Source organism: Streptomyces sp. WMMC500, assembly GCF_027497195.1.
In the GTDB taxonomy this organism is placed as follows: domain Bacteria; phylum Actinomycetota; class Actinomycetes; order Streptomycetales; family Streptomycetaceae; genus Streptomyces.
On record NZ_CP114905.1, the window covers coordinates 7690245 to 7714763 of the forward strand.

Below are 24519 nucleotides of genomic sequence, written 5' to 3' on the forward strand. Positions count from 1 at the left end.
GGCCACATGCTCCGAGACCCGCGGCCCCCAGCCTAAGGCTTTCCCGCCTACGCGCCGTATCCCGTACGGCACGAGTACCGATTCATCCGAGGTGTTCCCCTTGAGGAGGGTTGGCAGCGCGTCCGTGCGGATAAATCACTCACTGCCTCTGGACGTTGGCAAGCGCATCCGGCTATACATCGGATGACTGTTCAAAGATCCGATGTTCCAAGTGTGAGGGAAGCCCGCATGCGACCGACTGTCACCGATGTGGAAGTCTCCGACATCCGCTTCCCCACCTCCCTGGAGCTCGACGGGTCGGATGCCATGCACCCCGACCCCGACTACTCCGCCGCGTACGTCGTGCTGCGCACCGACGCGCCCGGCGTCGAGGGCCACGGCTTCTGCTTCACCATCGGCCGCGGCAACGACGTCACCGCCGCCGCCATCCGCTCCCTTGCCCCCCACGTCGTCGGCCGCCCCGCGCCGCGTACCGCCGCCGAGCTCGCCGAGCTGTGCGACACCCTCACCCACGACTCCCAACTACGCTGGCTCGGCCCGGAGAAGGGCGTGATCCACATGGCCGCGGGTGCCGTGGTCAACGCCGCCTGGGACCTGGCCGCCGGGCAGGCCGGGCTGCCGGTGTGGGAGTTCCTGGCCCGCATGACCCCCGAGGAACTGGTCTCCCTCGTCGACTTCCGCTACCTCTCCGACGCTCTCACCCCCGACGAGGCGCTGGCCCTGCTGCGCGCCGCGGAACCCGGCCGCGCCGAGCGGGCCGCCCGGCTGCGCGCCGAGGGCTACCCCGCGTACACCACCACCCCCGGCTGGCTGGGCTACTCCGACGAGAAGCTCGTCCAGCTCTCCAAGGCCGCCGTCGCCGAGGGCTTCGGGCAGATCAAGCTGAAGGTCGGCGACGACCTCGACGCCGACGTACGGCGCATGCGGCTCGCCCGCGAGGCCGTCGGCCCGGACGTCCGCATCGCCGTGGACGCCAACCAGCGCTGGGACGTCGCCGACGCGGTGCGCTGGATGACCGCCCTGGCCCCGTACGCGCCGCACTGGATCGAGGAGCCCACCAGCCCCGACGACGTGCTCGGCCACGCCGCCGTACGCGCCGGGCAGCCGGTGAAGGTCGCCACCGGCGAACACGTCGCCAACCGCGTGATGTTCAAGCAACTGCTCCAGGCCGGCGCCGTCGACTTCGTGCAGATCGACGCCGCCCGCGTGGCCGGCGTCAACGAGAACCTGGCCATCCTGCTGCTCGCCGCCAAGTACGGCGTCCCGGTCTGCCCGCACGCCGGCGGCGTCGGCCTGTGCGAACTGGTGCAGCACCTGGCCATGTTCGACTACGTCGCCGTCTCCGGCACCCGCGAGGACCGCGTCATCGAGTACGTCGACCACCTCCACGAGCACTTCACCGACCCGGCCGTCGTCGTCGACGGCCGCTACCGCGCGCCCGAGGCCCCCGGCTTCTCCGCGCGGATGCACCCCGAGTCGCTGGCCGCGCACCGCTACCCGGACGGACCCGTCTGGCAGGCCGTGGCCGAGCGGGACCAGGGGAGCTGAGCCCCATGCCCGGCGTACCGCACGCCGCACCCGAGACCGCGCGGCCGGCCCTCCGGCCCGCCGCGGCCCGAGCCGAACCCCCCAGCCGCATACCCGAGACGAACGACGGGACGGGACTCCCATGCTGACTCGCAGCCTCCGCAGGACCGCCGTCGCGGCCTGCACCACCCTCCTCGCCATCGCCCCGCTCGCCGCCTGCAACCGCGGCAACGACGAGGCCGGCGCCGACGGCCAGGTCGGCATCGACATGCCGCGCACCGACAGCGACTTCTGGAACTCCTACCACCAGTACCTGAAGAAGGGCGTCTCGGACGGCGTGGTCGACGCCCTGCCGATCACCAACTCCCAGAACGACATCGGCAAGCTCGTCGCCAACGTGCAGGCGTTCACCGACCAGGGCGCCGACGCCGTCGTCATGGCGCCGCAGGACACCGGCGCCGTCGCCTCCACCCTGGAGCGGCTGGCGGAGGAGGACATCCCCGTCGTCAGCGTCGACACCCGCCCCGACAAGGGCGAGATCTACATGGTCGTACGGGCCGACAACGAGGCGTACGGCATCAAGGCCTGCGAGTACCTCGGTGAGCAGCTCGGCGGCAAGGGCAAGGTCGTGGAGTTCCAGGGCGACCTGGCCTCCATCAACGGCCGGGACCGCTCGGTGGCGTTCAAGAAGTGCATGGACGAGAAGTACCCCGACATGGAGGTCTTCGAGCTGCCCACCGAGTGGAAGGGCGACGTCGCCTCCGCCAAGCTGCAGAGCGTCCTGGCCAAGGAGAAGTCGATCGACGGCATCTACATGCAGGCCGGCGGCGTCTTCCTGCAGCCCACCCTCGCGCTGCTGGAGCAGAAGAACATGCTCAAGCCCGCCGGCGAGGAGGGCCACATCACGATCGTCTCCAACGACGGCATCCCCGAGGAACTGGACGCCATCCGCGAGGGCACGATCGACGCCACCGTCTCCCAGCCCGCCGACCTCTACGCCGAGTACGCGCTCTTCTACGCCCAGCAGGCGCTGAAGGGCAAGGAGTTCAAGCCGGGCAAGACCGACCACGGCTCGAAGATCGTCAAGATCCCGAACGGCCTGGAGGACCAGTTGCCCGCCCCGCTGGTCACCAAGGAGAACGTCGACGACCCCGAGCTGTGGGCGAACCAGCTCGAAAAGCAGGGCTGAGCCGTGGCCGCGGCGCCCCCTGCCGTACGCGCCGACGGCGTCGTCAAACGCTTCGGCCCCACGCTCGCGCTCGACGGCGTGCACCTGGAGGTCGCGGCCGGCGAGGCGCACGCCCTCGTCGGCCGCAACGGCGCCGGGAAGTCGACCCTCGTCTCCGTGCTGACCGGCATGGAGCGCCCCGACGCGGGCACCGTCGCCTTCTCCGGCGAGCCCGCGCCGCCGTTCGGCGACACGTCGGCCTGGCGCGCCAAGGTCGCCTGCGTCTACCAGAAGCTCATGATCGTGCCGGACCTCACGGTCGCCGAGAACCTCTTCCTCAACCGCTTCACCGGCCCCGGCGCCATCAACTGGCGCCGGCTGCGCTCACGCGCCCGCGAGCTTCTCGCGGCGTACGGCGTGGAGGTGGACCCCGCCGCGCGGGCGAAGGATCTCGGCGTCGAGCAGCGGCAGTTCGTGGAGATCGCGCGAGCCCTCAGCTTCGGCGCGCGGCTGATCATCCTCGACGAGCCGACCGCCCGGCTCGACGCCGGCGGCATCGACCGCCTCTTCGGGAAGCTGCGCGAACTGCAGCGGCAGGGGGTCGCCTTCCTGTTCATCTCCCACCACCTGCAGGAGGTCTACGAACTCTGCGACACGGTCACCGTCTTCCGCGACGCGCGGCACATCCTGACCGCGCCGGTCTCCGGACTGCCGAAGGAGGACCTCGTCGCCGCGATGACCGGCGAGGGGGCACCCCCCGGCGGCGCGGCCGTGGCGGAGGAGTCGCCCAGCCGGGCGATCCCGGGCCAGGCGGCGCGGACCGGCACGACCGCGCCCGCCGGGGACGGCGGCGTCGCGCCGGTGCTGCGGGCGCGGGCGCTGGCCGTCGCCGGCGCGTACGAGCCGCTCGACCTGGCGGTCGCCGCCGGCGAGGTCGTCGGCCTCGCCGGCGCCGCCGCCAGCGGCAACACGGCGATCGGGGAGACCCTCGTCGGCATGCGGGCGCCCGACGGCGGCGGGGTCGAGGTGCGCGGCGCCGCCGTCCGCACCGGCAGCGTGCCGCACGCGCTGGAGGCCGGCATCGGGTACGTACCGGAGGACCGGCACGAACAGGGCCTGGTGCCCGGCCGCAGCGTCGCGGAGAACGCCACGCTCACCGTCGCCGACCAACTCGGCCCGTACGGCACGGTGCTGCCCTCGCGGACCCGCCGGTTCGCGCAGCGCATGATCGAGTCGCTGGACATCAAGACCTCCGGGCCCGGCCAGGACGTCGACGGGCTGTCCGGCGGGAACCAGCAGAAGGTCGTCATCGCCCGCGCGCTCGCCCGGGACCCCGGCGTGCTGGTGGCGATCAAGCCGACCGCGGGCGTGGACGTGAAGTCCAAGGACGCCCTGCTGGGCGTCGTCCGGCGGGTGGCCGAGAGCGGCAGCGGCGCCGTCATCGTCTCCGATGAACTGGACGACCTGCGCGTCTGCGACCGCGTGCTCGCGCTCTTCCACGGGCGGGTGGTCGCGGAGTTCGACGGCGGCTGGACCGACCGGGAGCTGGTCGCCGCCATGGAGGGCATCGAACCCGGACGCCCGGAGCAGCAGAACGTGCAGAACGAGCAGAGCCAGCCAGACCAGCCAGACCGGCCGGACGGGCCGGACCAGCGGGAAAAGGGGCAGCAAGCATGACACGGCCTACGTCCACAGCGCCGCCGGCCGCCGCGGCCGAGGGCGGAGCGGCGGTGGAGAAGAAGCCGCAGTTGCAGCTCGGCGGGGTGGAGATCGACCTCGGCCGCTGGCGCGACTTCTCGCTCGTACCCGTCATCTTCGTGCTCGGCGTGATCGGCTTCATCGTCTCGCCCGCCTTCCTGACCTCCGACAACCTCATCGGCGTCGTCCAGCAGTCCACCGAACTCGGGCTGCTGGTCCTCGCGCAGGCCCTGATCCTCATCAGCGGCCGGATGGACCTGTCGCTGGAGTCGACGATCGGCGTCGCACCGGTGATCGCGCTCTGGCTCGTGCTGCCCGCCGAGGGCGGCCGGTTCACCGGCATCGAGCTGCTGCCGTCTGGCACGTCGATCTTCCTGTGCCTCCTCGTCGGGGCCGTGATCGGCCTGTTCAACGGCTTCCTCATCCTCAAACTCCGAGTCAACGGATTCATCGCCACGCTCGGCATGCTGGTCATGCTGCGCGGCCTGCACGAGGGCATCACGGGCGGCAAGTCCATCATCGAGGTGCCCGAGTCCTTCGCCTACCTCGGCAAGGAGAGCTGGCTCGGCATCCCCGCCGCCGTCTACGTCTGCCTCGGCCTGTACGCGGTGGGCGGCCTGATGCTCGGGTATCTGCGGCACGGCCGCGCGCTGTACGCCATCGGCGGCAACCCCGAGGCGGCGCGCGCCGCGGGCATCCGCGTCGACCGCATCACCTGGGTCGTCCTGGCCATCGGCGGCATGCTCGCCGCCTTCGCCGGCGTGCTCTACACCGGCCACTACGGCTCGGTCTCCGCCGGCCAGGGCAAGGACATGATCTTCCAGGTGTTCGCCGCGGCGGTGATCGGCGGCATCAGCCTGCGCGGCGGGCGCGGCACCCTCTTCGGGGCGCTGACCGGCGTGCTGACCCTCCAGCTCGTCATCAACGTGATGACGCTCGCGGGCGTGCCGGCGGAGTGGACGAAGTTCCTCAACGGGGCGATCATCATCGTCGCCCTGGTCATTTCCCGGTTCGTCAGCGGCGAGAAACAGGACTGAAAGGCGGCGGATGCCCCCCATATCCAGGCTCGGCCTCGGTTGCGCCAACCTCGGCAACCTCTACCGGGCGATGTCCGACGCCACCGCGGCCGAGATCGTCGAGACCGCGTTCGCCCAGGGCTACGGCTACTTCGACACCGCGCCCCACTACGGCGTCGGGCTGTCCGAGGAGCGCCTCGGCCGAGCGCTCGCGGGCCGGCCGCGGCACTCGTACACCGTGTCCACCAAGGTCGGCCGGCGGCTGCGGCCGCTGGGCCCCGGCGAGTCCGAGCCCGCCCACGACTTCGTCGGCACCCCCGCCCGCGGGCGGGTGTGGGACCTGAGCCGGGACGGGATCCGGGCGACGCTGGAGTCGTCGCTGGAGCGGCTGGGGCTCGACCACGTGGAGATCGCGTACCTCCACGACGTCGAGAACCACCTGCCGCAGGTGTACGAGACCGCCTTCGCCGCGCTCGCGGAGCTGAAGGCGGAGAAGGCCGTCGGCGCCATCGGCTTCGGCATGAACTTCAGCGACCACCTGGGCCGGCTCGTCGCCGACCTCGACGTCGACGTGGTGCTCTGTGCCGGCCGCTGGACGCTGCTGGAGCGCAGCGCGTACGACGACCTGCTGCCCGTCTGCGAACGGCGCGGCACCGCCGTCGTCGTCGGCGGCGTCTACAACACCGGGCTGCTCGCCGACCCGCGGCCCGGCGGCCGGTTCCACTACCGCGAGGCGCCGGCCGAGGTGGTGGCGCGGGCGCGCGGGATCGCCGAGGTGTGCGCCGAGTTCGGGGTGCCGCTGAAGGCCGCGGCGCTCCGCTACCCGTTCGCGCACCCGGCGGTGATCTCGGTCGTCCCGGGGGGCTCCCGGCCGGAGGACGTCAAGGAGAACGCGGAGATGTTCGCGTACGACATCCCCGACGGGCTCTGGCCCGCCCTCGTCGAACGCGGGCTGCTCGACGCCGACCTGCCGCTGCCGGCACCCGCGGGAGGTTGAGCGTGCCGCGCATCGACGCCCACCACCACCTCTGGGACATCACCCGCCGCCCGCAGCCGTGGATGGACGGCTCCTGGGCCGACCCGCTGCGGCGCACCTTCACGCTGGCCGACCTCGGGCCGCATCTGGCGGAGCACCGCATCGACGGCACGGTCCTGGTGCAGACCTCGTCGTCGTACGAGGAGACGCTGGAGCTGTGCGAGGAGCCGAGCCCGCCGGTGGAGCTGGTCTGCGGCTGGCTCGACCTGACCGCGCCCGGCCTGGACGCGGACACCCTGCGCCGCCGCCCGCCGCGCCTGCGGGCGCTGCGCCACCAGGCGGAGGACGAGCCCGACCCGCGGTGGCTGGTACGCCCCGACGTGCTGCGGGCGCTGGGGCTCGCGGGGGAGAGCGGCCTCGTCTACGACCTGCTGGTGACGCCGCGCGAGCTGCCGGCGGCCATCGCCGCGGCGCGCGCGGTGCCGCACACCCGGTTCGTCCTCGACCACGCGGGCAAGCCGCCGATCGCGGCGGGGGAGTGGCAGCCGTGGGCGGATCTGGTCACGGAGCTGGCCCGGCTGCCCAACGTGAGCTGCAAGGTGTCCGGCCTGGTCACGCAGGCGGACTGGGAGCACTGGCGGCCGGCGGACGTGCTGCCGTACGCCCGGCACGTGATCGACGCGTTCGGCCCCGGACGGATCCTGTTCGGCTCGGACTGGCCGGTGTGCACGCTGGCGGCCGACTACGGGCGGGTCGTCGAACTGGCCGAGGAGGCGGCGGCGGAACTGGCGGCCGAGGAGCGCGAGGCGTTCTTCGGCGGCAACGCCCGCCGGATCTACCTCCCCGGCTGACGCCGTCGCCGGGCGCGGCCGGTGGCCGTGCCCGGCGCCACGGCGCTCACAGCGTCCGGCGCAGCCACTGCTCCACGCTCGCGATGTGCACCGTGGCCCACGACCGCGCCGCCTCCGCGTCGCGGCTGCGCATCGCGTCGAGGATCGCCCGGTGCTCGGTGAGCGTGCGCCGTACCGCGTCCTCCTGCGTGAGGCCGCGCCAGATGCGGGCGCGGGCCGTCGGCCCCGACAGCCCCTCCAGCAGGGAGCTGAGCACGGAGTTCCCGGACGCCTGCACGATCCGGCGGTGAAACTCCAGGTCGGCGCGGACCAGTTCCTCCACCGACGGGTCCTCGCCCAGCTCCGTCAGCTCCGCCTCCAGCGCGTCCAGCTCCGCCTCCTCGATGCCGGTGCAGGCCAGCGAGGTCGCGGCGGGCTCCAGGATGCGGCGTACGGCGAGCAGCTCCAGCACGGTGTCGTCGCGGTGGAAGTCGACGACGAAGCTCATGGCCTCCAGCAGGAGTTGGGGGTCGAGGCTCGTGACGTAGGTGCCGTCGCCCTGCCGTACGTCGAGGATGCGGATCAGCGCCAGGGCGCGCACCGCCTCGCGCAGCGAGTTGCGGGACAGACCCAGCTCGGCCGCCAGCTCGCTCTCCTTGGGCAGCCGGTCGCCCGGCCGCAGCTTGCCGGAGACGATCATTCCCTTGATCTTCTCGATCGCCTCGTCCGTGACCGCCATCTCGCGCCCTCCCTGACACAGACATCCGATGTCTGCGCCGCTTCCATTATGACCTGCGCACGCGGTGAGAGAGGCGGCGGTGGGCGGTGAATCCCGCGGGAGGCGGAAGCCGGCGAGGGGAGAGGCGCCCCACGGTACCTCCCCCCTCGGACCTCCCGGCCGGCCGCCGGCGCTCAGTCCCGCCTGTGTGCGAGCAACTCCCGCACCCGGGCCCGGACGTCGGCGGTGTCCAGGCCGCGGATCACCGCCGTCGTGCGGCGGCGCAGCACGTCGTCCTCCGTCGCGGCCCACTCGTGGTCGCGGGCGTAGACCACCTGCGCCCAGATCTCGGGCCCGTCGGGGTGGATGCGCTCGCCCAGGTCGGGGTTCTCGTTGACCAGACGGGCGATGTCGTACGACAGCGAACCGTAGTGCGTGGCCAACTGGCGTGCGGTGTCGGGGGCCATGCGGTGGCCCGGGTCGCGGTCGACGAGGAGCCGGTGCGCGACCGCCTGGGGGTTCGCCACCCCCGGCAGCGGCGTGTGCGGCACCAGGGACTTCACCGGCTGCATGTCCTCGGCGATCGCACCGCCGTGCTCCTTGGCGAGCTTCCCCAGCACCATCCGGCCGATGTGCCGGTACGTCGTCCACTTGCCGCCCGCCACCGACAGCATCCCGCCGGTGCCCTCGGTGACGACCGTCTCCCGCCTGGCCTGCTCCGTGCCGCCGGGACCGCCCGGCAGCACCCGCAGCCCGGCGAAGGTGTACGTCACGAGGTCCGGCGACAGGTCCTCGTCGCGCACCGAGAGCGACGCCTCGTCGAGGATCTGCGCGATGTCGGCGTCGGTCGGGCTCACCTCGCCCGGGTCGCCCTCGTACGCCTCGTCCGTGGTGCCCAGCAGCAACTGGTCCTCCCACGGCAACGCGAAGGTGACGCGGTACTTGTCCACCCACGTCGACATCGCCGCGCGCCACGGCGACCGCCGCTTGAGCACGACGTGCGCGCCCTTGGAGAGCCGGATGGAGGGCGCCGCGGCCGGGTTCTCCATCCGCCGCAGGTGGTCCACCCACGGACCGGTCGCGTTGAGCACCAGCCGGGCGTCGACGCCGAACTCGTCGCCGCTCAGCCGGTCCCGCAGGTCCGCACCCGTCACCTGGCCGTGGGTGAACCGCAGCCCGGTGACCTCGGCGTGGTTGAGGACGACGGCACCGGCGCCGACCGCGGCCCGTACCGTCATCACCGACATCCGGGCGTCGTTCATCTGGTGGTCGCCGAAGACGGCGACCGCCTTCAGCCCCTCGGTACGCAGCGCGGGGACGGTCCGTGCCGCCTTCGCCGGGGTGATGAGGTGCCCGACGCCGTCGCGGAACGCGGAGAGCGCGGAGTAGGCGAAGACGCCGGCGCCGAGCTTGGCGGCGCCGTGCGGGCCGCCCTTGTAGAGCGGCAGGTAGAAGGGGAGCGGGCTGACCAGGTGCGGTGCCACGTCGCGGGCGAGCACCCGGCGCTCGTGGTGGTTCTCGGCGACCAGCTTCACCGCGCCGTTCTGCAGGTAGCGGATGCCGCCGTGGACGAGCTTGGAGGACGCCGACGAGGTGGCGCCGGCGAAGTCGCCGGCCTCCACCATCGCCACCCGCAGTCCCGACTGAGAGGCGTGCCAGGCCACCGAGGTGCCCAGGATCCCGCCGCCGATGACCAGGAGGTCGTAGGTCGCCCGGTCGAGCAGATCCCGCGTCTCCGCACGGCTGAGGTCGCGGCCGGCAGTCGGGTGCGTCCCCAGCGCGGGTATCGCCTCCGGGACGGTCTGCGGGAGAGTCATCGTCGCTACTCCTTGTCCTCGATCCAGCCCATGGTGCGTTGGACCGCTTTGAGCCAGTCGTTGTACTCGCGGTTGCGGGTGGCTTCGTCCATGCGGGGGGTCCATTCCGCCGCGCGGCGCCAGTTGGCGCGCAGGGCGTCGGTGTCGGGCCAGTAACCGACCGCCAGACCCGCGGCGTAGGCGGCACCCAGACAGGTGGTCTCGGCGACCAGCGGACGCACCACCGGCGCGTCCAGCACATCCGCCAGGGTCTGCATCAACAGATTGTTGGCCGTCATACCGCCATCGACCTTCAAACTGGTCAGCTCGACACCCGAGTCCTTGGTCATCGCATCGACGATCTCCCGGGTCTGCCACGCGGTGGCCTCCAGCACCGCCCGCGCCAGATGCGCCTTGGTCACATACCGCGTCAGCCCCGCGATCACCCCACGCGCATCATCACGCCAGTACGGAGCGAACAACCCCGAAAACGCCGGCACGAAATACGCCCCGCCGTTGTCCTCCACACTCAACGCCAGAGTCTCGATCTCCGCGGCGGTGGAGATGATGCCCATCTGATCACGCATCCACTGCACCAGCGCACCCGTGATCGCGATCGACCCCTCCAGCGCGTAGACCGCCGGCTGGGTACCGATCCGGTAGCCGACGGTGGTCACCAGCCCGTTCTCCGAGTGCACCGGCTCACCCGCGGTGTTCATCAACAAGAACGTGCCGGTCCCGTAGGTCGACTTCGCCTCCCCCTGATCGAAACACGTCTGCCCGAACAACGCGGCCTGCTGATCGCCCAGTGCGGAGGCGACCGCAATCCCCGTCAACGTCCCCGAAGCAGCCCGCCCGTAGACCTCCGCCGAAGACCGGATCTCCGGCAACACCGCCTGCGGCACCCCCATGGCCTGGCAGATATCCGCATCCCAGTCCAGGGTTTCCAGATTCATCAGCATCGTGCGCGAGGCGTTGGTGACATCAGTGACATGCACCCCCCGGCCCGGACCCCCGGTGAGGTTCCAGATCACCCAGGAGTCCATCGTGCCGAAGAGGATGTCACCGGCCTGGGCACGGGCCAGCAGCCCGGGCGTGTTGTCCAGCAGCCACCGGATCTTCGGCCCCGCGAAATACGACGCCAGCGGCAGACCGGTCGCGGCGCGGAAGCGGTCCTGGCCCTGGCTGCCGCCGAGCTGACGGCACAGCTCCGCGGTGCGGGTGTCCTGCCAGACGATCGCGTTGGCGACCGGCTCGCCGGTGTTCTTGTCCCACAGCAGGGTGGTCTCACGCTGGTTGGTGATCCCGATGGCCTTCACATCCGCCGAGGTGATCCCGGCCTTGGTGACGGCACCGTCGACGACCTGCTGGACGTTGCGCCAGATCTCGTTGGCGTTGTGCTCCACCCAGCCGGGCCTGGGAAAGATCTGCTCGTGTTCCTTCTGGTCCACCGACACGATCCGGCCATCGGTGTCGAACACGATGCACCGGCTCGAAGTCGTCCCCTGATCGATAGCCGCAATGAACGGGCCTGCAGTGTGTGCGTCGGTCATGTCGCTCCGATACGTCGTTGGTTCGGCGTGGTCGAGGTGCTGCCCTGCGGCGTCCCGCCCGCCGGGCGGGACGTGCCGGCTCAGGCGAAGACGGCTTCGTAGAGCCCGCCGGCGGCGGCACCGCCGATGAGCGGTCCGACGACGGGGATCCACGCGTAGGACCAGTCCGAGCCGCCCTTGTTGGGCAGCGGCAGCAGCGCGTGGACGATGCGCGGCCCGAGGTCGCGCGCGGGGTTGATGGCGTAACCCGTGGGGCCACCGAGCGAGAGACCGATGCTGACGACGACCAGGGCGGTGATCAGCGCGCCGAGGGTGCCGAGCCCGTTGCCCTCGTCGTTCAGGCCCTGGGTGAGGATCGCGATGACGAGGACGAAGGTCGCGATGATCTCCGTCATCGTGTTCTGCACGGCGTTGCGGATCTCGGGGCCGGTGGAGAAGATGCCGAGCACCGGGCCCGCGCCCTTCTCGTGTGCCTCGATCGCCTTCTCGTCCGCGCCCTCCAGATGGCCGACCACGTCCCTGTCGGTGAGGTGGTGGTGGAACTGGCCGTAGTAGGCGAGCCACACGAACGCGGCGCCGATCATGGCGCCGAGCATCTCGGAGGCCATGTACAGCGGCACGTCGCCCCAGTCGGTGTCGCCCTTGATCGCGAGACCGAGGGTCACCGCCGGGTTCAGGTGAGCACCGGAGACGCCGGCCGCCATGTACGCGCCCGTCAGAACCGCGAAACCCCAGCCGAAGGAGACCGCGACCCAGCCCGCGTCGAAGGCCTTCGACTTCTTGAAGGTGATGGCGGCGACCACGCCACCGCCGAGAACGATCAGCAAGGCAGTCCCCACTACCTCACCGGAGAATATGTCCCAATTGGACGGCTCCATCCTGCGACTCCTTTGTCCTGGGTGGTCCGTGTGAGGAAACCGGCCCGCGACACACCATACGTCAAAAATGTCGTCAGGTGTTCGACAATGCCGACCGGTGCACGGCAGTGTTCCGCCACGTCACGGGCGAGTCAAGGCCCGGTGACGGGAAAACGAAGAATCGGCTGAACGGAGGACGTGCGGACCCCGTGCCGCTCAGAAGCGGCCGGCGCCCAGGTCCCTGGCCACCGCCCGGGCGCAGTCGCGCACCGCGGCCACCAGCTCCGGCCGCAGTTCGCCGCCGGGGCAGAGGCGCTCCACCGCGCCGGTGACGCCGACGGCGCCCACGGGCATGCCCCGTCGGTCGCGTACGGGGGCGGCGACGGAGGCGATGCCGTCCCAGGTCTCCTCGACGTCCGAGCCCCAGCCGCGGGCGCGGGTCAGCTCCAGGATCTGCTCGAACTCGGCCGACTCGGTGACCGTGGCGGGCGTGAGCGCCTTGCGGTCGCCCTCCGCGGCCTCGGCGTGCGCCACCGGGTCCACGGCGCACAGGACCTTGCCCAGCGCCGTGCTGTGCAGCGGCTGCATGGCGCCGATCTCCAGCACCTGCCTGCTGTCGTCGGGGCGGAAGACGTGGTGGACGATGAGCACGCCCTGGTGGTGCAGCACGCCGAGGTGCACGCTCTCGCCGCTGGCCCGGGCCAGGTCGTCGGTCCAGGGCAGGGCGCGGGCGCGCAGCTCGTGCACGTCGAGATAGCTGTTGCCCAGGCGCAGCAGCTCGGCGCCGAGCTGGTACCGGCCGGAGACCGGGTCCTGCTCGACGAAGCCCTCCTGCTGGAGCGTGCGCAGGATGCCGTGCGCCGTGCCCTTGGCCAGCCCCAGCGTCGAGGCGACGTCCGACAGGCCGAGGCGCCGCTCTCCTCCGGCCAGCAGGCGCAGCACCGCAGCCGCTCGTTCGAGCGACTGGATGTTCCGTGCCACGGAAGATCCTCCTCAACGAGACCGGCAGTTCGACAATGCTGAACAGTATGGGTCATTGTCACGCCGCAGGGGGGCCGTCGGGGAAGTCCCCGGAAGTGCCGCCCGCGCACGAGTCTGCCGGAAAGCCCGCAGACCCACACCGTCCGGGTTGCGGGACGGCCCGCCCCGAATCGGCTGCGGCCGATATCCTGGGCCCGTGCAGCGGTCCTCGCGGGCCGCGCATAGCCGACAGCCGTCGCACACGAGGGAGTATCCCCATGGCCTCGCAGCCGTCCCAGCCCGCCGCCAGCCAGCAGACCCGAGCCGACGCACTCCGCGAGGCCCTCGCCACCCGTGTGGTGGTGGCCGACGGCGCCATGGGCACGATGCTCCAGGCGCAGGAGCCCACCCTGGAGGACTTCGAGCAGTTGGAGGGCTGCAACGAGATCCTCAACGTCACCCGCCCCGACATCGTGCGCTCCGTGCACGACGAGTACTTCGCGGCCGGTGTCGACTGCGTGGAGACGAACACCTTCGGCGCCAACCACGCCGCCCTCGCCGAGTACGACATCGCGGACCGGATCTTCGAGCTGTCCGAGTCCGGCGTGCGCGTCGCCCGCGAGTCCGCCGACGCGTACACGGCGGGCGACGGCCGCCAGCGCTGGGTCCTCGGCTCCATGGGCCCGGGCACCAAGCTGCCGACCCTCGGCCACGTCGCGTACGACACGCTCCGCGACGCCTACCAGCAGAACGCCGAGGGGATGATCGCCGGCGGCGCCGACGCGCTGCTCGTCGAGACCACCCAGGACCTGCTGCAGACCAAGTCCGCCGTCCTCGGCGCCCGCCGGGCGCTGGCCGCCACCGGCGTGGACCTGCCGCTCATCTGCTCGGTGACCGTCGAGACCACCGGCGCCATGCTGCTCGGCAGCGAGATCGGCGCCGCGCTCACCGCGCTGGAGCCGCTGGGCGTCGACATGATCGGGCTGAACTGCGCGACCGGCCCGGCCGAGATGAGCGAGCACCTGCGCTACCTCGCCCGGCACTCCCGGGTGCCGCTGTCCTGCATGCCCAACGCCGGCCTCCCGGTCCTCGGCAAGGACGGCGCGCACTACCCGCTGACCCCCGGAGAACTGGCCGACGCCCAGGAGACGTTCGTCCGCGAGTACGGGCTGTCCCTGGTCGGCGGCTGCTGCGGCACCACCCCCGAGCACCTGCGGCAGGTGACCGAGCGGGTACGGGACCTGCGGCCGGGCGAGCGCTCGCCCCGGCCCGAGCCGGGGGCCGCGTCGCTGTACCAGACGGTGCCGTTCCGCCAGGACACCTCGTACCTGGCGATCGGCGAGCGCACCAACGCCAACGGCTCGAAGAAGTTCCGCACCGCGATGCTCGAAGGCCGCTGGGACGACTGCGTGGAGATGGCCCGCGACCAGATCCGCGAGGGCGCCCACATGCTCGACCTCTGCGTCGACTACGTCGGCCGCGACGGCGCCGCCGACATGGCCGAACTCGCGGGCCGGTTCGCCACCGCCTCCACGCTGCCCCTCGTGCTGGACTCCACCGAGGTCGACGTGATCCGCGCCGGCCTGGAGAAGCTCGGCGGCCGGGCCGTCATCAACTCCGTCAACTACGAGGACGGCGACGGCCCCGAGTCCCGCTTCGCCCGCGTCGCGGCCCTCGCCCGCGAGCACGGCGCCGCCCTGATGGCGCTGACCATCGACGAGGAGGGCCAGGCCCGCACCGCCGAGCACAAGGTCGCCATCGCCGAGCGGCTGATCGAGGACCTCACCGGCAACTGGGGCATCCACGAGTCCGACATCCTCATCGACTGCCTGACGTTCACCATCTGCACCGGCCAGGAGGAGTCCCGCGGCGACGGCGTCGCCACCATCGAGGCGATCCGCGAGCTCAAGCGCCGCCACCCCGACGTGCAGACCACGCTCGGCCTGTCGAACATCTCCTTCGGCCTCAACCCGGCCGCCCGGGTCGTGCTCAACTCCGTCTTCCTGGACGAGTGCGTGAAGGCCGGGCTCGACTCCGCGATCGTGCACGCCAGCAAGATCCTGCCCATCGCCCGGCTGGAGGAGGAGCAGGTGCAGGTCTGCCTGGACCTCATCCACGACCGGCGCCGCCCGGCGCAGGGCGACGAGCCCGCGTACGACCCGCTGCAGCGCCTGCTGGAGCTGTTCGAGGGCGTCGACACCAAGTCGATGAAGGCGGGCAAGGCCGAGGAACTGGCCGCGCTGCCGCTCGACGAGCGGCTGAAGCGGCGGATCATCGACGGCGAGAAGAACGGCCTGGAGGCCGACCTCGACACCGCGCTCGCCGAGCGGCCCGCCCTGGAGATCGTCAACGAGACGCTGCTGGACGGCATGAAGGTCGTCGGCGAGCTGTTCGGCTCCGGGCAGATGCAGCTTCCGTTCGTGCTCCAGTCCGCCGAGGTGATGAAGACCGCGGTGGCCTATCTGGAGCCGCACATGGAGAAGGTCGAGGACGGCGAGGGCGGCTCCGGCAAGGGCACGATCGTGCTGGCCACCGTGCGCGGCGACGTGCACGACATCGGCAAGAACCTCGTCGACATCATCCTGTCCAACAACGGCTACAACGTGGTCAACCTCGGCATCAAGCAGCCGGTCTCGGCCATCCTGGAGGCCGCCGAGGAGCACGCGGCCGACGTCATCGGGATGTCCGGGCTGCTGGTGAAGTCCACGGTGATCATGAAGGAGAACCTGGAGGAGCTGAACCAGCGCCGGCTGGCCTCCCGGTACCCGGTCATCCTCGGCGGCGCGGCCCTCACCCGCGCGTACGTCGAGCAGGACCTGCACGAGGTCTACGAGGGCGAGGTCCGCTACGCCCGCGACGCCTTCGAGGGACTGCGCCTCATGGACGCCCTCATCGGCGTCAAGCGCGGCGTCCCCGGCGCCGAGCTGCCCGAGCTGCGCCCCCGCCGGGTGCGGGCGGTCCCCACGCCGGCCGCGGCCGGCGCGGACGACGAGCGCGCCCCCGCCCGCTCCGACGTGGCCACGGACAACCCCGTGCCCACCCCGCCGTTCTGGGGCACCCGGGTCGTCAAGGGCATCCAGCAGGCCGACTACGCCTCCTGGCTGGACGAGGGCGCGCTGTTCAAGGGCCAGTGGGGGCTGAAGGCGCCGCGCGGCGGCGACGGACCCTCGTACGAGGACCTGGTCGCCGCCGAGGGCCGGCCGCGGCTGCGCGGGCTGCTGGACCGCCTGCACACCGGCAACCTGCTGGAGGCCGCCGTCGTCTACGGCTACTTCCCCTGCGTCTCCAAGGGCGACGACCTGATCGTCCTCGGCGACGACGGCGGCGAGCGCACCCGCTTCACCTTCCCGCGGCAGCAGCGGGGCCGGCGGCTGTGCCTGGCGGACTTCTTCCGCCCGGAGGACTCCGGCGAGACGGACGTCGTCGGCTTCCAGATCGTCACCGTCGGCTCGAAGATCGGCGAGGCCACGGCCGAGCTCTTCGCCGCCGACTCCTACCGCGAGTACCTGGAGCTGCACGGGCTCTCCGTACAGCTCGCCGAGGCGCTGGCGGAGTACTGGCACGCGCGGGTACGCGCCGAGCTGGGCTACGGCGGCGAGGACCCGGCGCAGATCGAGGACATGTTCGCGCTGAAGTACCGTGGCGCGCGGTTCTCGCTCGGCTACGGTGCGTGCCCGGACCTTGAGGACCGGGCGAAGATCGCCGAGCTGCTGGAGCCGGAGCGGATCGGGGTGAAGCTCTCCGAGGAGTTCCAGTTGCACCCCGAGCAGTCCACGGACGCGATCGTCATCCACCACCCCGAGGCGAAGTACTTCAACGCGCGCTGAGCGCCGCCCGCGCCCGGCGCGTACGCCGGTCGTGTCCGAAGAGCGCCCGGAGGCGCTCCACGGGCGCTTTTCGGACAGTCGGCTTACACTGGTCGGTCCGGAACAGGCCGGTCGCTTCTGGCGGCCGGCCTTTGCGCCCCTTAGAGGGAGGTGAGCGGATGACCGGCAGCATCCCCGCTGAAGGCACCCGAACGGCCCAGGGCACCGCCCCGGTCCGCCACGTGCGTACAGCGCGCGGTACGACCCTGCAGGCCGTGCTGCTCGACATGGACGGCACCCTGGTCGACACCGAGGGCTTCTGGTGGGCCGCGGAGGTCTCGGTCTTCGCCGAGTTCGGCCACGAGCTGACCGAGGAGCAGCGCCAGGTCGTCGTCGGCGGCCCGATGTCGCGCAGCGCCGCGTACCTCATCGCCACCACCGGCGCCGACATCGGCCTGACCGAGCTGGCCGGCCGCCTCAACACCCGCTTCGAGGAGCTGATCGACGGCGACGTGCCCCTGATGCCCGGCGCCCGGCGGCTGCTCACCGAACTCGCCGCGCACGACGTGCCCACGGCCCTGGTCTCCGCCTCCCACCGGCGCATCATCGACCGGGTGCTGCGCTCCCTGGGCCACGAGTTCCACCTCTCCGTGGCCGGCGACGAGATCCCGCGCACGAAGCCCCACCCCGACCCGTACCTGCACGCCGCGGCCGCCCTCGGGGCCGACACGCGGCGCTGCGCCGTGGTCGAGGACACCCTCACGGGCGTGACGGCGGCGGAGGCGGCCGGCTGCGCCGTCGTGGCGGTGCCGTCGGTGGCGCCGATCGAGCCGGCGCCGGGACGGCACCTCGTGCGTTCCCTGACGGAAGTCGATCTCCCCTTTCTCCGCTCCGTAGTCGACCGCCTCCAGTGAGAAAGCGGCGGGGAAACTCCGCGCAGTGGTTCATGTATTTTGCGTGACGAAAGCCGTTACCTCATTGCCGCTGCACGGCGCGGATTCGCCGGGGTGAGCTTTCTCACGCGCACAGCTCTCGACAGGCGTGCGGAACTGTGCTGGAGGGGAGCGCGGCGCCTGCCGGGGCGCCTCTCTGTGCCCGGTTTGATTCAGGTTCGCGGCCATTGTTCCGGCGTCCGGTTATCGGAAAGGCGCCGGGCGTAATCAGCACGTGATTTCTTCTCAACTTCCCTGCGGCCCAGCCCGGCTGGGTGCTGCGGCTAACCTCTCCGGGGACGCCCGAGGGAGAAAGTCGACCATGATTCGTAAGTCGTTGGTGCTGCCCGCGTTGCTGGGCCTGCTCGTCCCGGTTGCCGCCTCCTGCGGGGTGGTGGGCGATTCCGGTGGAGACGGTGACGCGATCGTGGTCGGCACGACCGACAGGCTGGAGCTGACCGAGGAGAACCCCGCCCCCCTCGACCCGGCCACGGCGTACGACATCAACTCCTGGAACGTGCTGCACAACACCTTCCAGACGCTGATGCGGATGCCGCGTACGGGCTCGGAGCCCGCCCCCGACGCCGCCGAGCAGTGCGTCTTCGCCGACCGGCTCAGCGAGCAGTACCGCTGCACGCTCCGCGACGGCCTGAAGTTCACCAACGGCCACGACCTCACCGCCGAGGACGTCAAGTTCTCCATCGAGCGGATGCTGGAGATCAAGAACCCCAACGGCCCGTTCCCGCTGCTCGCCAACGTCGACACGGTGGAGACCCCCGACGAGCGGACCGTGGTCTTCCACCTCAGGACGCCGGACGCCACCTTCCCCCTCAAGCTCGCCACCCCCGCCGCGGCCATCGTCGACAGCGAGGTCTACGAGAAGGACAAGCTCTACGAGGGCTTCGAGATCGCCGGCTCCGGCCCGTACAGCCTGAAGGTGGAGCACGACGACGACGTCGCCACCAAGGCCGTCTACACCGGCAACGGCGACTACAAGGGCCAGCTCGACCCGCAGAACGACGCGGTCGAGGTCCGCTACTTCGACGACTCCAAGAGCATGGAGGACGCCATCGCCGGCGGCGACGTCGACGTGATGGGCCGCAGCCTGGAGCCCGAGCAGATCAACCGCCTCGACGACGACACCGACGGCGACGTCAGCCTCTACGAGACGCCCGGCGCGGAGATCGCCTACCTCGTCTTCGACGTGAAGAACCCGACCGTCGAGGACCGGGCCGTGCGCCGCGCGACGGCCGAGGTGATCGACCGGACGAAGATCGCGCGCGAGGTCTACCAGCGCACCGTCGAGCCGCTGTTCGCGATGATCCCGAGGGGCATCATCGGCCACAACACCGCCTTCCACGACGCCTACGGCGACCGTCCGGACGTCGACAGCGCCCGCGAACTGCTGCGGGACGCAGGCGTGGAGACGCCCGTCCGGCTCACCCTGAACTACACCACCGACCACTACGGCGAGACGACGAAGGCCGAGTTCGAGGAGCTGCGCGACCAGCTCAACAGCTCCGGCCTGTTCGAGGTCACCGTCAAGGGCGACACGTGGGAGACGTACAAGAAGAACTACGCGGAGAACAAGTACGCCGTCTACGGTCTCCACTGGTATCCCGACTTCCCCGACCCCGACACGTTCACCGCGCCGTTCGTCGGCGAGGAGAACTTCACCTACAACAACTACGAGAGCTCCGTCATCGAGGACCTGATCCCGCGGACCCGCCAGGAGGCACAGCGGGAGCGCACGACGGACAGCTTCGAGCGGGTGCAGGACGTCCTCGCGACCGACGTCCCGTACCTCCCGCTCTGGCAGGGCAAGCAGTACATCGCGGCGCGCGACACCGTCACGGGGGCGGAGTGGGCGCTCAACTCGTCCTCGACGCTGCAGCTCTGGGAGCTGCGGCGCGGGCTGAGCGAGTAGGGGCCACCGGCGGTGCCGCGCCGGGCAGAGAACCGACCCGAGTGAAGGAACCCACACACGTGAAGAAGGCTGTCCAGCGGCTCGCCCCACCCCTCGGCGCCGCCATGGCCACCGTGCTGCTCGCGGCCGGCTGCGGCTCGGACTCCGGACCGGGGGCCGGCTCCGGCGACGCGGTGGTGATGGGCATGACCGACGAGGTCACGGCCATCGACCCCGCGGCGGGCTACGACGTCGGCTCCTGGCTGGTGTTCAACAACGTCTTCCAGTCCCTGCTGAGCTTCCCCAAGGGAGCCACCGAGCCCGAGCCCGAGGCGGCGAAGGAGTGCGCCTTCGAGGACGCCGACAGCCGCGTCTACACCTGCAAGCTGCAGGACGGGCTGACGTTCTCCAACGGCTCCGACCTCACCTCCGAGGACGTGAAGTTCTCCTTCGAGCGCACCATCGGCATCGACGACCCGGCGGGCCCCGCCGTCATGCTCGACTCGATCGGCGCGATCGAGACGCCCGACGAGCTGACCGTGACCTTCCGGCTGGACTACCCCGACGCGACCTTCCCCATGAAGATCGCCTCCGGCGCCGGCTCGATCGTCGACGGCGACTCCTACCCCGCGGACAAGCTGCGCGAGGACGGCAAGGCCGTCGGGTCCGGCCCGTACAAGCTGGACTCCTACCAGGAGGGCAAGGAGGCCGACTTCTCCGTCAACTCCGGCTACAAGGGCACCGCGGAGGTCCAGAACTCCGGGATGACGCTGAAGCTGTACGGCGACTCCGGCGGCGACGACAGGCTGAAGGCGGACCTGGAGAGCGGCGACATCGACCTGGCGTACCGCGGCCTGGCGATGAGGGACATCGCGGAGCTGCAGGACCAGGCCGGGGCCGGCCAGCAGATCCAGCTCGTCGAGGGCACCAGCGCCGAGGTGCAGCACCTGGTCTTCAACATGGACGACCCGGTCGCCGGCAACCCCGCGGTGCGCAAGGCGTTCGCCTACCTCATCGACCGCAACGCGCTGGTCCGCGAGGTCTACGAGGGCACCGCCGAGGAGCTGTACTCGATCGTCCCCGCCGGTATCACCGGCCACAACACCGCCTTCTACGACACCTACGGCGACCGGCCCGACCCGGCCAGGGCCGAGCAGGTGCTGCGCGAGGCGGGCATCGACGAGAAGGTGCGCGTGACGCTGCACGCCACGCCCGAGCGCTACGGGCCCGGCACCGTGCCGTCCTTCGAGCTGATCGCCGAGCAGCTCAACGCCAGCGGCCTGTTCCAGGCGGACGTCGAGTCCGTTCCGCTGGACGAGTTCGAAAAGGGCGTCGAGAAGGGCGCGTACGGCGTCTACGTCAAGGGCTGGGTGCCGGACTATCCGGATCCGGACAACTTCACCGCGCCGTTCTTCGGCGAGGGCAACGTGCTGGCCAACAACTACGACCCGGGCCGGATCACCAGCGAGCTGATCCCCGCGACCGCCGCGCAGTCGGAGCGTACGGCCACGGTGGACGCCTACGGCGAGCTGCAGGACATCGTCGCCGACCAGTTGCCCGTGATACCGCTCTGGCAGGGCAAGCAGTACGCCGCCGCGCGGGAGAACATCCTCGGCCTGGAGTGGACGCTCGACGCCTCGACGGTCTTCCGCTTCTGGGAGATCTCGAAGGGCTCGGAGTGACCCGCCGGCCGGCCTGACCGCGTCCGCGGCCGGGAGCTCCGCGCGCCGCGGGGCTCCCGGCCGGCGCTCAGGAACCGCCGGGGCGCACCAGCCCGCTCTCGTACGCGTACACCGCGGCCTGCACCCGGTCGCGCAGGCCCAGCTTGGTCAGCACGTGGCCCACGTGGGTCTTCACCGTCGTCTCGCTGACGAACAGGTCGGCGGCGATCTCCGCGTTCGACAGCCCGCGGGCGACCAGCTTGAGCACCTCGACCTCCCGCTCGGTGAGCGTGCCCAGCGTGTCCGGCACGTCCTGCTCTCCCGTCGGCAGCTTCGTGGCGAACTTGTCGAGCAGCCGCCTGGTGATGCTCGGGGCCAGCATCGCGTCCCCCGCGGCCACCACCCGGATCGCCTGCACCAGCTCGCCGGCCGGCGCGTCCTTCAGCAGAAAGCCGCTGGCCCCGGCGCGCAGCGCCTCCACCACGTACTCGTCGAGGTCGAAGGTGGTCAGCACCAGCACCTTCGCGGGCCCGTCCCGGCCGGCGCCGGTGATCTGCCTGGTGGCCTCCACGCCGTCCATGCGGGGCATCCGGATGTCCATCAGCACCACGTCCGGCTGCAGCGCCCGGACCTGGTCGAGCGCCTGCAGTCCGTCGCCGGCCTCGCCGACGACGGCGATGTCCTGCTCGGCCTCCAGGATCATGCGGAAGCCGGTGCGCAGCAGCGGCTGGTCGTCGACGAGCAGGACGCGGATGGCCACAGGGTCTCCTCTTCCTCGGCCGGACCGAACTGTCAGGCGGTGTCCATTCTGCCCTGCGCACCGTCCCCGTCCCCGGCCGGGCGGGGCTGCGGCAGGCCCGGGTCGGCGACCGTCAGCGGATACGGGGGCGGGGTGCCGCCGAAGGCCGGGCAGGAGTCCTTGAAGTCGCACCAGCCGCACAGCCGGCCCGGCCTGGGCCGCCAGTCGCCGCTTTCCGTCGCCCGCCTGATCGCCTGCCACAGCGCGAGCACCTTGCGCTCCACGCCGCGCAGATCGGCCTCGTCCGGGTCGTACGTCAGCACGTCGCCGCTGCCGAGGTAGACCAACTGCAGCCGGCGCGGGACCCGGCCGCGCAGCCGCCACAGCACCAGCGCGTAGAACTTGATCTGGAACAGGGCGTCCGCGGCGTACTCCGGCGGGGGCGCCTTGCCCGTCTTGTAGTCCACGACGCGGACCTCGCCCGTCGGCGCCACGTCGACCCGGTCGATGACGCCGCGCAGCTTCAGCCCGGAGGCCAGCACCGTCTCCACGAACAGCTCCCGCTCCGCGGGCTCCAGACGCGCGGGGTCCTCCAGCGTGAACCACCGCTCGACGAGCTGCTCGGCCCCGGCCAGCCACTCCGCCAGCCGCTCCGCGGCCCCGTCCGTGCCGGAGCCGCCGCCTTCCCCGTCCCCGCTCCCGTCTCCGTCCCCGTGCCCCCCTTCGGAACCCGCCTCGTCCCCGTCCGTGAACAGCTCCGCCAGCTCAGGCCGGTCCGCGAGCAGCCGCTCCCACGCCGGCGCCACCAGCGCCCGCGCCCGCGGCGGCGTACGCTCGGCAGCAGGATCGTCGAAGAGCCGCTCCAGCACCGCGTGCACCAGCGTCCCTCGGGCCGCGGAGGCGCGCGGCTTCTCCGGCAGCCTGTCGATCACCCGGAAGCGGTACATGAGCGGGCAGGTCATGAAGTCCGCCGCGCGTGAGGGCGACAGCGACCGGGGCGGCGCCGGCGCCCGTGGCGCGTCCGGCCCGGGGTCCCCCTCGGGGGGCGGCGGGGCGGGGTCCGCGGGGTGGTTCCCGGTGTCGGTGCGGGTACTCATGGTGTACGACCCTAGGGCCCGGGACCGACATCCGGCGGCATACGATGCAGGCCGGACGGGCGGGCAGGAATACGGCACCGCGAGCGGGCAGGAGTGGAAGTCGTGAGCGAGGAGCGCAGGGGCGATCGCCCCGGCCGCGGCGGCGGCATCCTCATGGGCCGCCCCTTCGGCGTGCCCGTGTACGTCGCCCCGAGCTGGTTCCTCGTCGCTGCCCTCATCACCTGGGTCTTCGGCGGCCAGCTCGAACGCATCCTGCCCGAGCTGGGCGCCCTGCGGTACGTCATCGCGCTGTTCTTCGCCGTCGCGTTCTACGCCTCCGTGCTGGTCCACGAGCTGGCCCACACCCGCGTCGCCCTCCACTACAAGCTGCCCGTACGCCGCATCCAGTTGCAGTTCTTCGGCGGCGTCTCGGAGATCGAGAAGGAGTCCGAGACCCCCGGCCGCGAGTTCTGGCTCGCCTTCGCCGGGCCGCTCCTCTCGCTGGTCCTGGCCGGCGGCTTCTACGGCGCCCTCCAGCTCGTCGAGCAGGACACCGTGCCCGCGGTGCTGCTCGCCGCGCTCACGATCTCCAACCTCATCGTCGCCGTCTTCAACCTGCTGCCCGGGCTGCCGCTGGACGGCGGCCGGATGCTGCGCGCCCTGGTGTGGAAGGTCAGCGGCAAACCCATGACCGGCACCGTCGTCGCCGCCTGGGTGGGCCGCGCGCTGGCCGTGACCACGCTCATCGGCCTGCCGCTGTTCACCCACTCCCGGGCCGCCGACCCCGGCAGCTTCGACACCGTCACCGACGCCCTGCTCGCGGCCATCCTCGCCGCGATCATCTGGACCGGCGCCGGCAACAGCCTGCGCATGGCCCGGCTGCGCGAGAAGCTGCCCGAGCTGCGCGCCCGCGCGCTCACCCGCCGGGCGGCGCCCGTCACCGCCGACACCCCCCTGTCCGAGGCGCTGCGCCGCGCGGACGCCGCCGGCGCCCGCGCCCTCGTCGTCGTCGACGGCCGCGGCGACCCCACCGGCGTCGTCCGCGGCGCGGCCATCGCCCAGACCCCCGCCCACCGCCGCCCCTGGGTGGCGGTCAGCTCGCTCTCCCAGGACCTCACGGACGAGATGAAGCTCTCCGCCGAGCTGACCGGCGAACAACTGCTGGAGCACCTGCGCGACAGCCCGCACAGCGAGTACCTCGTGCTGGAGGAGACCGGCCACATCTACGGGGTGCTCGCCACCGCCGACGTGGAGCGCGCCTTCGTCGCCGCCATGGCCCGGCCGCAGTCCTGACCTCCGC

At 71.6% G+C, this 24519-nt stretch carries 18 protein-coding genes; 11 read left to right on the forward strand and 7 right to left on the reverse strand.

The genetic code is table 11. The annotated features are described in order from the left end of the window. Positions 1-228 precede the first annotated feature (228 nt). The 6 genes from O7599_RS33165 to O7599_RS33190 all read left to right on the forward strand — a co-directional run bounded on the left by O7599_RS33165 (position 229) and on the right by O7599_RS33190 (position 7236). Positions 229-1548: an enolase C-terminal domain-like protein gene (locus tag O7599_RS33165; protein ID WP_281619297.1), complete on the forward strand. Its 1320-nt coding sequence runs from the start codon at positions 229-231 to the stop codon at positions 1546-1548. Positions 1549-1669: 121 nt separating this feature from the next. Continuing rightward, complete coding sequence (locus tag O7599_RS33170; RefSeq protein ID WP_281619298.1) at positions 1670-2716, forward strand: sugar ABC transporter substrate-binding protein; 1047 nt, start codon at positions 1670-1672, stop codon at positions 2714-2716. Positions 2717-2719: 3 nt separating this feature from the next. Continuing rightward, the gene (locus O7599_RS33175; protein ID WP_281619299.1) at positions 2720-4372 is read left to right on the forward strand and encodes a sugar ABC transporter ATP-binding protein; all 1653 of its coding nucleotides are present in this window, start codon (positions 2720-2722) and stop codon (positions 4370-4372) included. A gap of 53 nt (positions 4373-4425) precedes the next feature. Beyond that, the gene (locus O7599_RS33180) at positions 4426-5430 is read left to right on the forward strand and encodes an ABC transporter permease (protein WP_281623621.1); all 1005 of its coding nucleotides are present in this window, start codon (positions 4426-4428) and stop codon (positions 5428-5430) included. A 10-nt stretch (positions 5431-5440) separates the two neighbouring features. After that, positions 5441-6406, forward strand: a complete 966-nt coding sequence (locus O7599_RS33185; protein WP_281619300.1) for an aldo/keto reductase — start codon at positions 5441-5443, stop codon at positions 6404-6406. Between the two features lie 2 nt (positions 6407-6408). Next, positions 6409-7236 carry an amidohydrolase family protein gene (locus O7599_RS33190; RefSeq protein ID WP_281619301.1) on the forward strand — a complete coding sequence of 276 codons (828 nt, stop codon included), beginning with the start codon at positions 6409-6411 and terminating at the stop codon, positions 7234-7236. 46 nt (positions 7237-7282) lie between these two features. Here O7599_RS33190 and O7599_RS33195 read toward each other — a convergent pair whose 3' ends face one another. From O7599_RS33195 to O7599_RS33215, 5 genes are all read right to left on the reverse strand, one after another. Further along, a complete protein-coding gene (locus tag O7599_RS33195) occupies positions 7283-7954 on the reverse strand; it encodes a FadR/GntR family transcriptional regulator (RefSeq protein ID WP_281619302.1) in 672 nt (223 codons plus the stop codon). A 173-nt stretch (positions 7955-8127) separates the two neighbouring features. Further along, positions 8128-9750: a glycerol-3-phosphate dehydrogenase/oxidase gene (locus tag O7599_RS33200; protein WP_281619303.1), complete on the reverse strand. Its 1623-nt coding sequence runs from the start codon at positions 9748-9750 to the stop codon at positions 8128-8130. Positions 9751-9755: 5 nt separating this feature from the next. Beyond that, positions 9756-11282: a glycerol kinase GlpK gene (glpK, locus tag O7599_RS33205; protein WP_281619304.1), complete on the reverse strand. Its 1527-nt coding sequence runs from the start codon at positions 11280-11282 to the stop codon at positions 9756-9758. 80 nt (positions 11283-11362) lie between these two features. Beyond that, positions 11363-12160 carry an MIP/aquaporin family protein gene (locus O7599_RS33210; RefSeq protein ID WP_281619305.1) on the reverse strand — a complete coding sequence of 266 codons (798 nt, stop codon included), beginning with the start codon at positions 12158-12160 and terminating at the stop codon, positions 11363-11365. A 195-nt stretch (positions 12161-12355) separates the two neighbouring features. Then, a complete protein-coding gene (locus tag O7599_RS33215; protein WP_281619306.1) occupies positions 12356-13120 on the reverse strand; it encodes an IclR family transcriptional regulator in 765 nt (254 codons plus the stop codon). 257 nt (positions 13121-13377) lie between these two features. On the opposite strand from O7599_RS33215, the gene metH reads away from it, so the two are divergent. From metH to O7599_RS33235, 4 genes are all read left to right on the forward strand, one after another. Further along, complete coding sequence (gene metH, locus O7599_RS33220) at positions 13378-16926, forward strand: methionine synthase (RefSeq protein WP_281619307.1); 3549 nt, start codon at positions 13378-13380, stop codon at positions 16924-16926. 158 nt (positions 16927-17084) lie between these two features. After that, positions 17085-17819 carry an HAD family phosphatase gene (locus O7599_RS33225; protein ID WP_281619308.1) on the forward strand — a complete coding sequence of 245 codons (735 nt, stop codon included), beginning with the start codon at positions 17085-17087 and terminating at the stop codon, positions 17817-17819. A gap of 340 nt (positions 17820-18159) precedes the next feature. Next, on the forward strand, positions 18160-19764 hold the full coding sequence (locus O7599_RS33230; protein WP_281619309.1) for an ABC transporter substrate-binding protein: 1605 nt from the start codon (positions 18160-18162) through the stop codon (positions 19762-19764). Between the two features lie 59 nt (positions 19765-19823). Next, positions 19824-21425 carry an ABC transporter substrate-binding protein gene (locus tag O7599_RS33235; protein ID WP_281619310.1) on the forward strand — a complete coding sequence of 534 codons (1602 nt, stop codon included), beginning with the start codon at positions 19824-19826 and terminating at the stop codon, positions 21423-21425. 67 nt (positions 21426-21492) lie between these two features. Here the strand turns inward: O7599_RS33235 and O7599_RS33240 are convergent, their stop codons facing one another. Both O7599_RS33240 and O7599_RS33245 read right to left on the reverse strand, forming a co-directional pair. After that, entirely contained in the window at positions 21493-22164 is a 672-nt protein-coding gene (locus tag O7599_RS33240; protein ID WP_281619311.1) for a response regulator transcription factor, read from the reverse strand. Between the two features lie 32 nt (positions 22165-22196). Beyond that, the gene (locus O7599_RS33245) at positions 22197-23240 is read right to left on the reverse strand and encodes a PD-(D/E)XK nuclease family protein (protein WP_281619312.1); all 1044 of its coding nucleotides are present in this window, start codon (positions 23238-23240) and stop codon (positions 22197-22199) included. A 153-nt stretch (positions 23241-23393) separates the two neighbouring features. Here O7599_RS33245 and O7599_RS33250 point away from each other — a divergent pair, with 153 nt between their 5' ends. Beyond that, complete coding sequence (locus O7599_RS33250) at positions 23394-24512, forward strand: site-2 protease family protein (RefSeq protein WP_281623622.1); 1119 nt, start codon at positions 23394-23396, stop codon at positions 24510-24512. The last annotated feature ends 7 nt before the right edge of the window (positions 24513-24519 follow it).

What these genes read in the sequence shown, in the direction of transcription:
- O7599_RS33200 (WP_281619303.1), bottom strand. Translation starts at nt 9,750, where the DNA reads ATGACTCTCCCGCAGACCGTCCCGGAGGCGATACCCGCGCTGGGGACG.
- O7599_RS33170 (WP_281619298.1), top strand. Translation starts at nt 1,670, where the DNA reads ATGCTGACTCGCAGCCTCCGCAGGACCGCCGTCGCGGCCTGCACCACC.
- O7599_RS33225 (WP_281619308.1), top strand. Translation starts at nt 17,085, where the DNA reads ATGACCGGCAGCATCCCCGCTGAAGGCACCCGAACGGCCCAGGGCACC.
- O7599_RS33250 (WP_281623622.1), top strand. Translation starts at nt 23,394, where the DNA reads ATGGGCCGCCCCTTCGGCGTGCCCGTGTACGTCGCCCCGAGCTGGTTC.
- O7599_RS33195 (WP_281619302.1), bottom strand. Translation starts at nt 7,954, where the DNA reads ATGGCGGTCACGGACGAGGCGATCGAGAAGATCAAGGGAATGATCGTC.
- O7599_RS33210 (WP_281619305.1), bottom strand. Translation starts at nt 12,160, where the DNA reads ATGGAGCCGTCCAATTGGGACATATTCTCCGGTGAGGTAGTGGGGACT.
- O7599_RS33165 (WP_281619297.1), top strand. Translation starts at nt 229, where the DNA reads ATGCGACCGACTGTCACCGATGTGGAAGTCTCCGACATCCGCTTCCCC.
- O7599_RS33185 (WP_281619300.1), top strand. Translation starts at nt 5,441, where the DNA reads ATGCCCCCCATATCCAGGCTCGGCCTCGGTTGCGCCAACCTCGGCAAC.
- O7599_RS33230 (WP_281619309.1), top strand. Translation starts at nt 18,160, where the DNA reads ATGATTCGTAAGTCGTTGGTGCTGCCCGCGTTGCTGGGCCTGCTCGTC.
- metH (WP_281619307.1), top strand. Translation starts at nt 13,378, where the DNA reads ATGGCCTCGCAGCCGTCCCAGCCCGCCGCCAGCCAGCAGACCCGAGCC.
- glpK (WP_281619304.1), bottom strand. Translation starts at nt 11,282, where the DNA reads ATGACCGACGCACACACTGCAGGCCCGTTCATTGCGGCTATCGATCAG.
- O7599_RS33245 (WP_281619312.1), bottom strand. Translation starts at nt 23,240, where the DNA reads ATGAGTACCCGCACCGACACCGGGAACCACCCCGCGGACCCCGCCCCG.